A 13,693-nucleotide genomic window follows, 5' to 3' on the forward strand; every position below is an offset into this window, starting at 1 on the left:
ACGGCCGAAGCCGTCAGCGTCGTTTGACGAGATACTGGAACGTGAAGCCGGGGAACGCGAACACGACAAAGAGACTGAACGTGATCGCGTAAAACTGCCAGCCCTGTTCGAAGCGGTTGCCGGCGCGCGACTCGAGCCAGAAGCCGAGCGCGCCGACGACGAAATACAGCACGATCAGCTCGCCGATCCGAACCCACGCGTTCTTCCTCGTCGCACCGATCGGCACGACGGCGAAGAGGCGTTGGTTCAGGAACGGCAGGTTGGCGCAGACGAGCGCCAACAGCACGATGAACCAGCCGGCTGCCGACATTACAGCGGCAGCGTGTGACGAATCGCCTGCAGGCAGGCCGTCAGCAGCGGGCTCGGGATCAGGCCGAGCACGACGACCGCGAGGCCGTTCAGCACGAGGATCGTGCGCTTGCAGAAATCGCCGGTGACCGGAGCCGTATCCTGCGGTGCATCGAAGTACATCAGCTTGACGATGCGCAGGTAGTAGAACGCGCCGAACAGCGACGTGATCACGGCCAGCACGGCCAGCCACGTGAGACCCGCATTGACGGTCGCCTCGAGCACCGCGAGCTTCGCGTAGAAGCCGACGGTCGGCGGGATACCTGCCAGCGAGAACATCATGACCATCATCACGAACGCGAACACCGGGCTGCGCTTGTTGAGGCCCTTGAAGTCGTCGATCGTTTCCGCTTCGAAATCGCGGCGTGCGAGCAGCATCACCACGCCGAACGAGCCGAGCGTCGTGATCAGGTAGACGATCGCGTAGAACATCGCCGAGCTGTACGCGTTCGCCGGTGCGGCCGCGTCGCCCTTCACGATGCCGGCGAGCAGGCCGAGCAGCACGAAGCCCATGTTCGAGATCGCCGAATACGCGAGCATCCGCTTGATGTTGCGCTGGACGATACCGGTGATGTTACCGACGATCAGCGACAGCGCGGCGAGGATCACGAGCGCGGTCTGCCAGTTCTGTGCGAGCGGCAGCAGGCCCATCACCAGGAAACGCAGGCCCCACGCGAACGCGGCAACCTTCGGGCCGCCGCCGACGAACAGCGTCATCGCGGTCGGTGCGCCCTGGTAGACGTCCGGCACCCACATGTGGAACGGCACGGCGCCGAGCTTGAACGCGATACCGGCGACGATGAAGATCACGCCGAACATCAGCACGGCCGCGTCGGTGTTGCCGCCGACCGCCTTGTACACCTCGCCCAGCTCGAGCGAGCCGGTCGCGCCGTAGAGCATCGAGATGCCGTACAGCACGAAGCCCGACGCGAGCGCGCCCAGCACGTAGTACTTCATCGCGGCTTCGCTCGACTGCGCGGCATCGCGGCGCAGCGCGATGACGGCATACAGCGACAGCGACATCAGTTCGAGGCCGAGGTACAGCGTCAGGAAGTTGTTGCCCGACACCATCACCAGCTGACCGAGCAGCGAGAACATGCCCAGCAGGAACACGTCGCCGCGGAACATGTCGCGGTCTTCGAGGTACTTGCGCGAATAGACGAGCGAGACCGCGAAGCCGATCGACACGACGGCCTTCATCATGCTCGCGAACGAATCGACGACGACCATCCGCGAGAAGAAGTAGTACGGCTGCGGGTCGAGCGCCTGCACCGCGAACCACACGCCGGCGACGACCGACGAAACCACCGCGATCAGATAGGTCAGGCGGCGGCCAGCGGCACCGGTAAAGGTGTCGTTCAGCCATGCGACGACGATGGCGACCATCACCAGCGCGTCAGGCAACAGGACATTCATAGGAGCGTTCATGATCTTGATTTCCTCCGCTCGCGATTACTGGGCCAGCGGCAGCTTCGACTGCGCGACTTGGGAGAGGAGGTTTTCCACGGAAACGTGCATCACGTCGGTGAAAGGCTTCGGATACAGGCCCATCAGCATCGTGAACGCGGCGAGCACTGCCAGCATCACGAATTCGCGACGGCCGATGTCCTTCAGCTTGGCAACGTGATCGTTCGCGACCGCGCCGAAGTACACGCGCTTGTACATCCACAGCGTGTAGGCCGCGCCGAGGATCAGCGTGAATGCCGCGCCGAATGCGATCCAGAAGTTGTACTGGACGGCCGCGAGAATCACCATGAACTCGCCGACGAAACCCGAGGTGCCCGGCAGGCCGCAGTTGGCCATCGAGAACAGCATCGCGAATGCCGCGAACTTCGGCATCACGTTCACGACGCCGCCGTAATCGGCGATCTGGCGCGAGTGCACGCGGTCGTACAGCACGCCGATGCACAGGAACATCGCGCCCGACACGAAGCCGTGCGAGATCATCTGGACGATCGCGCCTTCGACGCCGAGCTGGTTGAAGATGAAGAAGCCGAGCGTGACGAAGCCCATGTGCGCGATCGACGAATACGCGACCAGCTTCTTCATGTCGGCCTGCACCATCGCGACGAGACCGATGTAGATCACCGCGATCAGCGACAGCGTGATCACGACCGGTGCCAGGAAGTGGCTTGCGTCAGGCGTGATCGGCAGCGAGAAGCGCAGGAAACCGTATGCGCCCAGCTTCAGCATGATCGCCGCCAGCACGACCGAACCGCCCGTCGGCGCTTCCACGTGCGCGTCCGGCAGCCAGGTGTGCACCGGCCACATCGGCACCTTCACCGCGAACGCGAGGAAGAAGGCGATGAACAGCAGGATCTGCGGCGTCATCGCGATCTTGGCGCCCTGCCACGTCGCGAGGTCGAACGAATGCGTCTGCGTGTACAGGTAGATCAGCGCGACCAGCATCAGCAGCGAGCCGGCCAGCGTGTACAGGAAGAACTTGAATGCCGCATACACGCGGTTCGGGCCGCCCCACACGCCGATGATGATGTACATCGGGATCAGGGTCGCCTCGAAGAACACGTAGAACAGCAGGCCGTCAGCCGCCGAGAACACGCCGATCATGATCCCGGACAGGATCAGGAAGGCCGCGAGGTACTGCGCGACGTTCTCGGTGATCACTTCCCACGCGGCGATCACGACGATCACCGTGATCAGCGCGGTCAGCACGACGAACCACATCGAGATGCCGTCGACGCCGAGGTGGTACGAGATCTTGAAGCGTTCGATCCAGGTCGACTGCTCGACGAACTGCAGCGCAGCCGTGCTCGAGTCGAAGCCCGTGATCAGCGGGACCGTGACCGCGAGACCGAGCAGCGAGCCGATCAGCGCGACCCAGCGGGCCGTCCCCGGATTTTTGTCGTTACCTACCGCGAGTACCAGGAGGCCGAAAACGATCGGCAACCAGATCGCGGTACTGAGAATCGGAAAAGCGTGCATTGTTCTTGTCCCCTCGCCTTATTTGCCGCCGAGCGTTACAAACAGGGTCAGGAGCCCCAGCATGCCGATGATCATGGCGAACGCGTAGTGATAGATGTAACCGGATTGGAGGAAGCGGATCACGCCGGCGAACCAGCCGATGAACTTGGCGCTGCCGTTGACGAGGCCGTCGATCACGACGACGTCGCCTTCCTTCCACAGGCCGCGGCCGATCGCCACCGAACCACGGGCGAACACCACTTCGTTGATCTTGTCCATGTAGTACTTGTTGTCGAGCAGCGTGTAGATCGGGCCGAACGCGCGGCGGATCACGGCAGGCAGCTCAGGACGCTTCAGGTACAGGAACCACGCGACCACAACGCCGGCAATCGCGAGCCACAACGGCAGCGTCGTCAGCGAGTGCAGGCCCATCGCGGCCCAGCCGTGGAATTCCTTGCCCAGCTCTTCGAGGCCCGGGTGGTTTTCGCCGATGAAGATCACCTTGTCGAAGGCCACGCCATGTTCGAAGAAGCTGCCGTACAGCATCGGGCCGATCGCGATCGCACCGATGATGACCGACGGAATCGCGAGCAGCACGAGCGGCAGCCACACGACCCACGGGGTCTCGTGCGGTTCGTGCGCGTGGTCGTCGTGACCGTGGCCGTGGCCGTGATCGTCGTGGCCGTGCGCGGCCGCCATGCCCATCGGCGATTCAGGATGCTTCGGGTTGCGGAAGCGCTCTTCGCCGTGGAACACGAGGAAGTACATGCGGAACGAGTACAGCGCCGTCACGAACACGCTTGCGACCACGGCGAAGTACGCGAAGCCCGAACCTGCGAGATGCGATTCCTTCACGGCCTCGATGATCGAATCCTTCGAGTAGAAGCCCGAGAAGAACGGCGTGCCGATCAGTGCGAGCGAGCCGATCAGCGACGTGATCCACGTGATCGGCATGTACTTGCGCAGGCCGCCCATGTTGCGGATGTCCTGGTCGTGGTGCATGCCGATGATCACCGAGCCCGCGCCGAGGAACAGCAGCGCCTTGAAGAACGCGTGCGTCATCAGGTGGAACAGCGCGACCGGGTACGCGGATACGCCGAGCGCGACGGTCATGTAGCCGAGCTGCGACAGCGTCGAATACGCGACCACGCGCTTGATGTCGTTCTGGATGATGCCGAGGAAACCCATGAACAGCGCCGTGATCGCGCCGATCACCGTGATGAACGACAGCGCGGTATCCGACAGTTCGAACAGCGGCGACATGCGCGACACCATGAAGATGCCGGCGGTCACCATCGTCGCCGCGTGAATCAGCGCGGAGATCGGGGTCGGGCCTTCCATCGAGTCGGGCAGCCACACGTGCAGCGGGAACTGTGCCGATTTACCCATCGCGCCGATGAACAGGCAGATACAGGCGACGGTCAGCAGGCCCCAGTCGGTGCCCGGGAAGTGCAGGCTGGCGAGCTCGGCACGCTTCGCGAACACTTCGCCGTAGTTCATCGAACCCGCGAACGCGAGCAGCAGGCCGATGCCGAGCAGGAAGCCGAAGTCGCCCACGCGGTTCACGAGGAACGCCTTCATGTTCGCGTAGATCGCGCTCTCACGCGTGAAGTAGAAGCCGATCAGCAGGTACGACACCAGACCCACCGCTTCCCAGCCGAAGAACAGCTGCAGGAAGTTGTTGCTCATCACGAGCATCAGCATCGAGAACGTGAACAGCGAGATGTACGAGAAGAAGCGCTGGTAGCCGTCCTCTTCCTGCATGTAGCCGATCGTGTAGACGTGCACCATCAGCGACACGAAGGTCACGACGACCATCATCATCGCCGTCATCGAATCGACGAGGAAGCCGACTTCGAGCTTCAGCGAGCCGACCCGCATCCATTCGTAGACGGTCGCGTTGAAGCTCGCGCCGCCCATCACGACGTCGGCGAAGACTTTCGCCGACAGGAGGAACGCGATCATTACGCCGAGGATCGTGATCCGGTGTGCGCCCTTGCGCCCGACTGCGTTCCCGAACAGCCCCGCAATCAGCGAGCCGGCCAGCGGAGCGAGCGGAATCGCCAGCAGCAGGTTTTCATTGAGTGTCGTTGACATAACAGCGTTGCCTGAAATTAACCTTTGAGCTGATCGAGATCCTCGACATTGATCGTGTCGAGCTTACGGAACAGGGTCACCAGAATCGCGAGACCGATCGCGGCTTCCGCTGCGGCGACGGTCAGCACGAAGAACACGAAGATCTGGCCGTGCACGTCGCCGAGGTAGTGCGAGAACGCGACGAAGTTGGTGTTCACCGCCAGCAGCATCAGCTCGATCGCCATCAGGATGATGATGATGTTGCGGCGGTTCAGGAAGATCCCGACGATCGCGATCGCAAAGAGGATCGCGCCGAGCACGAGGTAATGAGCAAGAGTCAGCATGGTTTTCCTTTCCTCCGCTTAGCCGTTGGTGCTCGTACCGGCTTCGCTCTGCGCCGTTTCCGGCTGCGGCTTGTCCGCTTCCATCTTCACGAGGCGCACGCGGTCGTCGCGGCGCACCTTGACCTGATCCGACACGCGCTGGCGCTTGCTGTCCTTGCCCTTGCGCTCGGTCAGCCCGATCGCGGCAATGATCGCGACCAGCAGCACCAGGCCGGCGATTTCAAACGCGAAGATGTAGTCGGTGTAGATCACCTTGCCGATCAGACGCGTGTTCGACCAGTCGGCCATCGCACCCGTCGCCATCGCGTGCACGGTGTGCGTGTCGCCGTAGCCGCGCCACAGGATCAGCGCGGTCTCGACCACGATGATCGCGCCGACGACGGTCGCCATCGGCACGAAGCGCTTGAAGTCGCGGCGCAGGTAATCGATGTTGATGTCCAGCATCATCACGACGAACAGGAACAGCACCATCACGGCGCCCACGTACACCAGCACCAGCAGGATCGCGAGGAACTCCGCTTCCAGCAGCATCCAGATCGCGGCGGCGTTGAAGAACGCCAGCACAAGGAAAAGCGCAGACGCCACCGGGTTGCGCGAAGTGATCACCTTCAGCCCTGATACCACCAGGAGCAGCGCGAAGATGTAGAACAGTACGGTCGTGAATTCCATGATTACCGGTTCATCGTTAGGCCATAGTCAGGCGCGGCTTGCGGGACGCTCTCGCGTGCCGCACCCGTCGCGGCGGCTCGGCCCGTTCATGCCGGGCCGGCACTGCAAACACAATCAACGATACGGCGCGTCGGCAGCCTTCGCCGCAGCGATGTCCTTCTCGTAGCGGTCGCCCACCGCGAGCAGCATATCCTTCGTGAAATACAGGTCGCCGCGCTTTTCGCCGTGGTACTCGAGAATCTGCGTCTCGACGATCGAATCGACCGGGCAGCTTTCTTCGCAGAAACCGCAGAAGATGCACTTCGTCAGGTCGATGTCGTAGCGCGTCGTGCGGCGCGTGTTGTCCGCGCGCGTTTCCGATTCGATCGTGATCGCCATCGCGGGGCACACGGCCTCGCAGAGCTTGCACGCGATGCAGCGCTCTTCGCCGTTTTCGTAGCGGCGCAGCGCATGCAGCCCGCGGAAACGCGGCGAAATCGGGGTCTTCTCTTCCGGGAACTGCACGGTGAACTTGCGCCGGAACGTGTAACGCCCCGTTATCGCAAGCCCCTTCAGCAGCTCGGTCAGGAAGAAGGTCTTAAAGAAGTGTTGGATAGCCGTCATGATTTCGTCCGATCTTTACTTCACCCAGATGTTGAGCGGCGACATCATCCAGAAGCCGACCACGACCACCCAGATCACCGTGACGGGCAGGAACACCTTCCAGCCCAGACGCATGATCTGGTCGTAACGGTAGCGCGGGAACGTCGCGCGCACCCAGATGAACACCGACAGCAGCGCGAATACCTTCAGCACCAGCCAGAAGATGCCCGGAATGAACGACAGGAATTCGAACGGTGCGTCCCAGCCGCCGAGGAACAGCGTCGAGGCCAGCGCCGAGATCACGATCATGTTGATGTACTCGGCGAGGAAGAACAGCGCGAACGCCATGCCCGAGTAATCGATCATGTGACCCGCGACGATCTCCGACTCCCCTTCCACCACGTCGAACGGGTGACGGTTCGTTTCGGCGATGCCGGACACGAAGTAGACGACGAACGCCGGCAGCAGCGGCAGCCAGTTCCACGACAGGAAGTTCACGCCGTGGCCGGCGAAGAAGCCGTGCTGCTGCGAGCCGACGATTTCCGACAGGTTCAGGCTGCCGGCCGTCATCAGCACGAGCACCAGCGCGAAGCCCATCGAGATTTCGTACGAGACCATCTGCGCCGCGGCGCGCATCGCGCCGAGGAACGCGTACTTCGAGTTCGATGCCCAGCCGGCGAGAATCACCGCGTACACGCCGATCGACGAGATCGCCATCGCGTACAGCAGGCCCGCGTTCACGTTCGCGAGCACGGCTTCGGCCTGGAACGGGATCACCGCCCACACGGCGAACGCCGGCACGACGGTCATGACCGGTGCGATCAGGTACAGCCAGCGGCTGGCGGCGCTCGGCTGAATCACTTCCTTCAGCAACAGCTTCAGCACGTCGGCGATCGGCTGCAGCAGGCCGGCGGGGCCGACGCGGTTCGGGCCGAGACGCACGTGCATCCAGCCGATCAGCTTGCGTTCCCACAGAATCAGGTACGCGACGCACAGCAGGATGACGACGGAGACGACGAGGATGCGCACGATTGCCCACACCGTCGGCCACGCGACGCCGAGAACCTGGGCGCCGCCCGCGTTGATCGTATCGAACAAGCTCATTTACGCCTTCTCCACCACCAGTTCACCGGACAGGCTGCCGAGCGCTGCGCCGGCAGGCGTTGCCGCCGACACGCGAACGACCGTCTCCGCAAGATTCGCGTCGCGCACGGCCGGCAACTGCACCGCACGCTCGCCCTGGCGCACGCGCACCGCGTCGCCTTCCTTCAAGCCCAGCTTGTCGAACAGCGCGGCCGGCAGGGCTGCGGCATTCGCTACCTTCGCGGCGGCCGTCAGGTGCAGCGCACCTGCGCGGCGCACGAGTGCGTCGGCATGATAGATCGGCACGTCGGCGAGGCGCTCGAAGCCGCCGTTCGCGGCCGTTGCCGCGACGCGGGCCGGTGCGGCCGACGCCTGGTTCGACAGACGGTTCGCGACGCCTGCGTCGCCGAGCGCCGCGAGACGCACTTCTTCCGCCGTTTCGTATTCGAAGTTCGGCAGGCCGAGCAGGCTGCCGAGCACGCGCAGCACCTTCCACGCCGGACGCGTGTCGCCGAGCGGGCGCACGACGCCGTTGAAGCTCTGCACCGAGCCTTCCGCGTTCACGTACGTACCGGCCGTTTCCGTGAACGGCGCGATCGGCAGCAGCACGTCGGCGTAATCGAGGCCGTGCTTGAACGGCGACATCACGACGACCATCTCGGCCTGGTTCAGCGCGGCAAGCGCCTGCGCCGGATCGGCCGTGTCGAATTCCGGTTCGACGTTCAGCAGCACGTAACCCTTGCGCGGCTGCGCGAACGCTTCGCGTGCGTTCAGGCCGCCTTCGCCCGGCAGTGCGCCGACGACGTGCGCGCCGACCGTGTTCGCCGCTTCCGTCAGGAAGCCGAACGTGGCGCCGGTGTTGTCGGCGATCCACTGTGCGACGGCGTGCAGCTTCGCGAATTGCGGATGACGGACGGCTGCGTTGCCGAGCAGCACCGCGCGGCGCTCGCCGTTCACGAGCGACTGGGCGACCGCTTGCGCAGCCGGCGATGCGGCGACGCCCGCGAGCGCGTCCGGCAGCGCGACGCCGCGCAGTTGCGCGACGGCTGCGGCCACGCCGGCCAGTTCGTCGAGCCATGCCGACGGCGCGGCGACGATGCGCTTCGCGGTCGGGATCAGCGAGTCGTCGGCGGTCGCGTGCAGGAAGTGCAGCTTCGCGCCGTTCTTCGCGGCCTGGCGCAGGCGTGCGGCGAACAGCGGGTGGTCACGGCGCAGGAACGAACCGACGACGAACGCGGCATCCACGTTCGACAGGTCGGCGATCGGCATGCCGAGCCACGGTGCGCCCTGGACCGGCGCCGAGAAATCCTGCTGACGCAGACGGAAGTCGACGTTCGGCGTCTTCAGTTCGTTGGCGAGCTGCTTCACGAGGAACAGCTCTTCAGCGGTGCTGTGCGCGCTCGCGAGCATCGCCAGCGCATTCGCGCCGTGATCCGCTGCGATGCCCTTCAGGCCCTTCGCGACGTATTCGAGCGCGGTCTGCCAGTCGGTTTCGATCCACTGGCCGCCCTGCTTCAGCATCGGCTTCGTCAGGCGCTCTTCGCTGTTCAGGCCTTCGTACGAGAAACGATCCTTGTCCGAAATCCAGCATTCGTTGATCGCTTCGTTCTCGAACGGCAGCACGCGCATCACGCGGTTGTTCTTCACCTGCACGACGAGGTTCGCGCCGACGGAATCGTGCGGGCTCACCGACTTGCGGCGCGACAGTTCCCACGTACGGGCGCTGTAGCGGAACGGCTTGCTGGTCAGCGCGCCGACCGGGCACAGGTCGATCATGTTGCCCGACAGTTCGGAGTCGACCGTCTTGCCGACGAACGTCGTGATTTCCGAGTGCTCGCCGCGGCCCAGCATGCCGAGCTCCATCACGCCGGCGATTTCCTGGCCGAAGCGGACGCAGCGCGTGCAGTGGATGCAGCGCGACATTTCTTCCATCGAGATCAGCGGGCCCACGTTCTTGTGGAACACCACGCGCTTCTCTTCCGAGTAGCGCGACGACGACTTGCCGTAGCCGACCGCCAGATCCTGCAGCTGGCATTCGCCGCCCTGATCGCAGATCGGGCAGTCGAGCGGATGGTTGATGAGGAGGAATTCCATCACCGACTGCTGCGCCTTCACGGCCTTGTCGGACTGCGTGTGCACGATCATGCCGGCCGACACGGGCGTCGCGCAGGCAGGCACGGCCTTCGGCATCTTCTCGACTTCGACGAGACACATCCGGCAGTTGGCCGCGACCGACAGTTTCTTGTGATAGCAGAAGTGAGGAATGTACGTATCCGCCTTGTGCGCAGCCTGGATCACCATGCTGCCTTCGGGCACCTCGACCTTCTTGCCGTCTATTTCAAGTTCAACCATGATGGTGAATGGTCCTTAACCTATTTCCGCCCGTTCGCGCCTTCGCCCGACCGTGCGCTCAAATTCCGCAACCGGTGCTTCGCTTCAGGCTGCCGCCGCGTGCGCGTGGCCGCCGACCATGCAGTGCTTGTGCTCGACGTGGTATGCGAATTCGTCCCAGTAATGCTTGAGCATCCCGCGAACCGGCATCGCCGCCGCATCGCCGAGCGCGCAGATCGTGCGGCCCATGATGTTCTCGGCAACCGAGTTCAGCAGGTCCAGATCTTCCTGGCGGCCTTCGCCGTGCTCGATACGATTCACGACGCGATACAGCCAGCCGGTGCCTTCACGGCACGGCGTGCACTGGCCGCACGATTCCTCGTAGTAGAAGTACGACAGGCGCAGCAGCGAACGCACCATGCAGCGCGTCTCGTCCATCACGATCACCGCGCCGGAGCCGAGCATCGAGCCCGCCTTCGCGATCGAGTCGTAATCGAGATCGGTCTGCATCATGATGTCGCCCGGGATCACCGGCGCCGACGAGCCGCCCGGAATCACGGCCTTGATCTTGCGGCCGCCGCGCATCCCGCCGGCGAGCTCCATCAGCGTCGCGAACGGCGTGCCGAGCGGCACTTCATAGTTGCCCGGACGCTCGACGTCGCCCGACACCGAGAAGATCTTCGTGCCGCCGTTGTTCGGCTTGCCGATCTCGAGGTAATTCTGCGGCCCGATGGACAGCAGGAACGGCACCGCGGCAAACGTCTCGGTGTTGTTGATCGTGGTCGGCTTGCCGTACACGCCGAAGCTCGCCGGGAACGGCGGCTTGAAGCGCGGCTGGCCCTTCTTGCCTTCGAGCGACTCGAGCAGCGCCGTTTCCTCGCCGCAGATGTACGCGCCGTAACCGTGGTGCGCGTGCAGCTGGAACGAGAATTCCGAGCCCATGATGTTGTCGCCGAGGAAACCCGCGGCGCGCGCCTCATCGAGCGCGGCCTCGAAGCGTCGATACACTTCGAAGATTTCGCCGTGGATGTAGTTGTAGCCGACGGTGATGCCCATCGCGTACGCGCCGATGGCCATGCCTTCGATCAGCGCATGCGGGTTCCAGCGCAGGATGTCGCGATCCTTGAACGTGCCCGGCTCGCCTTCGTCCGAGTTGCAGACGAGGTACTTCTGTCCCGGGAACTGGCGCGGCATGAAGCTCCACTTCAGGCCGGTCGGGAAGCCCGCACCGCCACGGCCACGCAGGCCCGACGCCTTCACGTCGGCAATCACCTGCTCCGGCGGAATCTTTTCTTCGAGAATGCGGCGCAGTTGCTTGTAGCCGCCGCGCGCAACGTAGTCTTCGAGATGCCAGTTCTCGCCGTTCAGACCAGCGAGGATCAGCGGTTTGATGTGACGGTCGTGGAGGGACGTCATTTCGAGAGCTCCTCAAGCAGCTGGTCGATCTTCTCGCGGCTCATGAAGCTGCACATTCTGTGATTGTTCACCAGCAGCACCGGCGCATCGCCGCACGAGCCCATGCATTCGCCTTCCTTCAGCGTGAACTTGCCGTCGGGCGTGGTTTCGCCGAAGCCGATGCCCAGCTTCTGTTTCAGGTAGTCGGCAGTCGCTTCCGCGCCGCCGTGCGGGCCAAGCTGGCACGGCAGGTTCGTGCAGAGCGTGATCTTGTGCTTGCCGACCGGTTTGAGCTCGTACATCGTGTAGAACGTCGCGACTTCCTGCACGGCGACGGCCGGCATGCCGAGATAGTCCGCGACGAACTGCATCAGTTCGGGCGACAGCCAGCCGTGCTCTTCCTGAGCGACGGCCAACGCCGACATCACGGCGGACTGTTTCTGATCGGCGGGATACTTCGTCAACGCTCGATCGATTTCCTTCAGGCCTTCAGCTGAGATCATTTTCAGACACGACTCTTTCAATTCCTACCGAACGAACAACCTGCCGCACTGCTGTGCATGGACGGCAGACCTGGCGCTCACTGTTGACAGCTTGCGAAGCCGCGCCGGCTCGGCGCATACCGCATGTGACTTCGCGTGTGACTGACTGCTCGCCGCCCGCTCGCGCAGGCGGCGCAACCATTAGCGATCGATTTCGCCGAACACGATGTCCTGCGTACCGATGATCGTGACGGCGTCGGCAATCATGTGACCGCGCGCCATTTCGTCGAGCGACGCGAGGTGCGCGAAGCCCGGTGCGCGGATCTTGAGGCGATACGGCTTGTTGGCACCGTCCGACACGAGGTAGATGCCGAACTCGCCCTTCGGATGCTCGACTGCCGCGTACGCCTCGCCTTCCGGCACATGGAAACCTTCGGTGAAGAGCTTGAAGTGGTGAATCAAGTCTTCCATGTTGGTCTTCATGCCGACGCGCGACGGCGGCGCAACCTTGTGATTGTCGGTCATCACCGGGCCCGGATTCTTGCGGAGCCACTCAATACACTGTTTCGCGATACGGACCGACTGGCGCATTTCTTCCACGCGCACCAGATAGCGGTCGTAGCAATCGCCGTTCACGCCGACCGGCACGTCGAAGTCCATGCGGTCGTACACTTCGTACGGCTGCTTCTTGCGCAGGTCCCAGGCGATGCCCGAGCCGCGCAGCATCGGGCCCGTCAGGCCCATCTGCAGCGCACGCTCCGGGCTGACGACGCCGATCCCGACCAGACGCTGTTTCCAGATCCGGTTGTCGGTCAGCAGCGTTTCGTATTCGTCGACGCACTTCGGGAAGCGCGTGAAGAAGTCGTCGATGAAGTCGAGCACCGAGCCGCTGCGCGCTTCGTTCATCTTCGCGAGCGCCTTCTCGTTGCGAATCTTCGACGCCTTGTATTGCGGCATTGCGTCAGGCAGGTCGCGATAGACGCCGCCCGGACGGTAGTACGCCGCGTGCATCCGGGCACCGGACACCGCTTCGTACACGTCCATCAGGTCTTCGCGCTCGCGGAATGCGTACAGGAACACGGCCATCGCGCCGACGTCGAGTGCGTGCGCGCCGATCCACATCAGGTGGTTCAGCACGCGGGTGATCTCGTCGAACAGCACGCGGATGTACTGCGCGCGCTCCGGCACATCGATGCCGAGCAGGCGCTCGATCGCGAGCACGTAGCCGTGCTCGTTGACCATCATCGACACGTAGTCGAGACGATCCATGTACGGCACGGACTGGATGAAGGTCTTGCTTTCCGCGAGCTTTTCGGTCGCGCGGTGCAGCAGGCCGATGTGCGGATCGGCACGCTGGATGACTTCGCCGTCGAGCTCGAGCACCAGGCGCAGCACGCCGTGCGCTGCCGGGTGCTGCGGGCCGAAGTTGAGGGTGTAGTTCTTGATTTCTGCCATGACGCC

Annotated in this window: 12 protein-coding genes; all 12 read right to left on the reverse strand. The window is 63.6% G+C overall.

Going from position 1 to position 13,693, the window contains the following annotated elements:
* Positions 1-13: 13 nt before the first annotated feature.
* Positions 14-310, reverse strand: coding sequence for a DUF2818 family protein (locus tag U4Z64_RS16275; RefSeq protein ID WP_321820491.1), 297 nt, complete (start codon positions 308-310; stop codon positions 14-16).
* Positions 310-1,764, reverse strand: a complete 1,455-nt coding sequence (gene nuoN, locus U4Z64_RS16280) for an NADH-quinone oxidoreductase subunit NuoN (protein WP_193759852.1) — start codon at positions 1,762-1,764, stop codon at positions 310-312. The genes U4Z64_RS16275 and nuoN overlap by 1 nt, the downstream gene beginning before the upstream one ends.
* Positions 1,765-1,800: 36 nt before the next feature.
* On the reverse strand, positions 1,801-3,291 hold the full coding sequence (locus U4Z64_RS16285; RefSeq protein WP_044844658.1) for an NADH-quinone oxidoreductase subunit M: 1,491 nt from the start codon (positions 3,289-3,291) through the stop codon (positions 1,801-1,803).
* 18 nt (positions 3,292-3,309) lie between these two features.
* Positions 3,310-5,367: an NADH-quinone oxidoreductase subunit L gene (nuoL, locus tag U4Z64_RS16290; protein ID WP_124487230.1), complete on the reverse strand. Its 2,058-nt coding sequence runs from the start codon at positions 5,365-5,367 to the stop codon at positions 3,310-3,312.
* A 17-nt stretch (positions 5,368-5,384) separates the two neighbouring features.
* A complete protein-coding gene (nuoK, locus tag U4Z64_RS16295) occupies positions 5,385-5,690 on the reverse strand; it encodes an NADH-quinone oxidoreductase subunit NuoK (RefSeq protein WP_004185739.1) in 306 nt (101 codons plus the stop codon).
* 18 nt (positions 5,691-5,708) lie between these two features.
* Positions 5,709-6,359 (reverse strand): NADH-quinone oxidoreductase subunit J, encoded by a 651-nt coding sequence (locus tag U4Z64_RS16300; protein ID WP_044844660.1) that lies wholly within the window; start codon positions 6,357-6,359, stop codon positions 5,709-5,711.
* Between the two features lie 114 nt (positions 6,360-6,473).
* Positions 6,474-6,962 carry an NADH-quinone oxidoreductase subunit NuoI gene (gene nuoI, locus U4Z64_RS16305; protein WP_321820492.1) on the reverse strand — a complete coding sequence of 163 codons (489 nt, stop codon included), beginning with the start codon at positions 6,960-6,962 and terminating at the stop codon, positions 6,474-6,476.
* 15 nt (positions 6,963-6,977) lie between these two features.
* Entirely contained in the window at positions 6,978-8,045 is a 1,068-nt protein-coding gene (gene nuoH, locus U4Z64_RS16310) for an NADH-quinone oxidoreductase subunit NuoH (RefSeq protein WP_044844661.1), read from the reverse strand.
* Positions 8,046-10,376 carry an NADH-quinone oxidoreductase subunit NuoG gene (gene nuoG, locus U4Z64_RS16315; RefSeq protein WP_321820493.1) on the reverse strand — a complete coding sequence of 777 codons (2,331 nt, stop codon included), beginning with the start codon at positions 10,374-10,376 and terminating at the stop codon, positions 8,046-8,048.
* A gap of 84 nt (positions 10,377-10,460) precedes the next feature.
* Positions 10,461-11,771 carry an NADH-quinone oxidoreductase subunit NuoF gene (nuoF, locus tag U4Z64_RS16320; protein ID WP_006756904.1) on the reverse strand — a complete coding sequence of 437 codons (1,311 nt, stop codon included), beginning with the start codon at positions 11,769-11,771 and terminating at the stop codon, positions 10,461-10,463.
* Positions 11,768-12,253: an NADH-quinone oxidoreductase subunit NuoE gene (nuoE, locus tag U4Z64_RS16325; protein WP_006478266.1), complete on the reverse strand. Its 486-nt coding sequence runs from the start codon at positions 12,251-12,253 to the stop codon at positions 11,768-11,770. The genes nuoF and nuoE overlap by 4 nt, the downstream gene beginning before the upstream one ends.
* A gap of 180 nt (positions 12,254-12,433) precedes the next feature.
* Positions 12,434-13,687, reverse strand: a complete 1,254-nt coding sequence (locus U4Z64_RS16330; RefSeq protein ID WP_044844663.1) for an NADH-quinone oxidoreductase subunit D — start codon at positions 13,685-13,687, stop codon at positions 12,434-12,436.
* Positions 13,688-13,693 lie beyond the last annotated feature (6 nt).

The sequence above is a fragment of the Burkholderia sp. BCC1996 genome, assembly GCF_905339955.1.
Lineage (GTDB): Bacteria > Pseudomonadota > Gammaproteobacteria > Burkholderiales > Burkholderiaceae > Burkholderia.

Bases quoted from the DNA above. Each gene is read 5' to 3' on its own strand.
- U4Z64_RS16275 (WP_321820491.1), bottom strand. From the start codon at position 310: ATGTCGGCAGCCGGCTGGTTCATCGTGCTGTTGGCGCTCGTCTGCGCC.
- nuoN (WP_193759852.1), bottom strand. From the start codon at position 1,764: ATGAATGTCCTGTTGCCTGACGCGCTGGTGATGGTCGCCATCGTCGTC.
- U4Z64_RS16285 (WP_044844658.1), bottom strand. From the start codon at position 3,291: ATGCACGCTTTTCCGATTCTCAGTACCGCGATCTGGTTGCCGATCGTT.
- nuoL (WP_124487230.1), bottom strand. From the start codon at position 5,367: ATGTCAACGACACTCAATGAAAACCTGCTGCTGGCGATTCCGCTCGCT.
- nuoK (WP_004185739.1), bottom strand. From the start codon at position 5,690: ATGCTGACTCTTGCTCATTACCTCGTGCTCGGCGCGATCCTCTTTGCG.
- U4Z64_RS16300 (WP_044844660.1), bottom strand. From the start codon at position 6,359: ATGGAATTCACGACCGTACTGTTCTACATCTTCGCGCTGCTCCTGGTG.
- nuoI (WP_321820492.1), bottom strand. From the start codon at position 6,962: ATGACGGCTATCCAACACTTCTTTAAGACCTTCTTCCTGACCGAGCTG.
- nuoH (WP_044844661.1), bottom strand. From the start codon at position 8,045: ATGAGCTTGTTCGATACGATCAACGCGGGCGGCGCCCAGGTTCTCGGC.
- nuoG (WP_321820493.1), bottom strand. From the start codon at position 10,376: ATGGTTGAACTTGAAATAGACGGCAAGAAGGTCGAGGTGCCCGAAGGC.
- nuoF (WP_006756904.1), bottom strand. From the start codon at position 11,771: ATGACGTCCCTCCACGACCGTCACATCAAACCGCTGATCCTCGCTGGT.
- nuoE (WP_006478266.1), bottom strand. From the start codon at position 12,253: ATGATCTCAGCTGAAGGCCTGAAGGAAATCGATCGAGCGTTGACGAAG.
- U4Z64_RS16330 (WP_044844663.1), bottom strand. From the start codon at position 13,687: ATGGCAGAAATCAAGAACTACACCCTCAACTTCGGCCCGCAGCACCCG.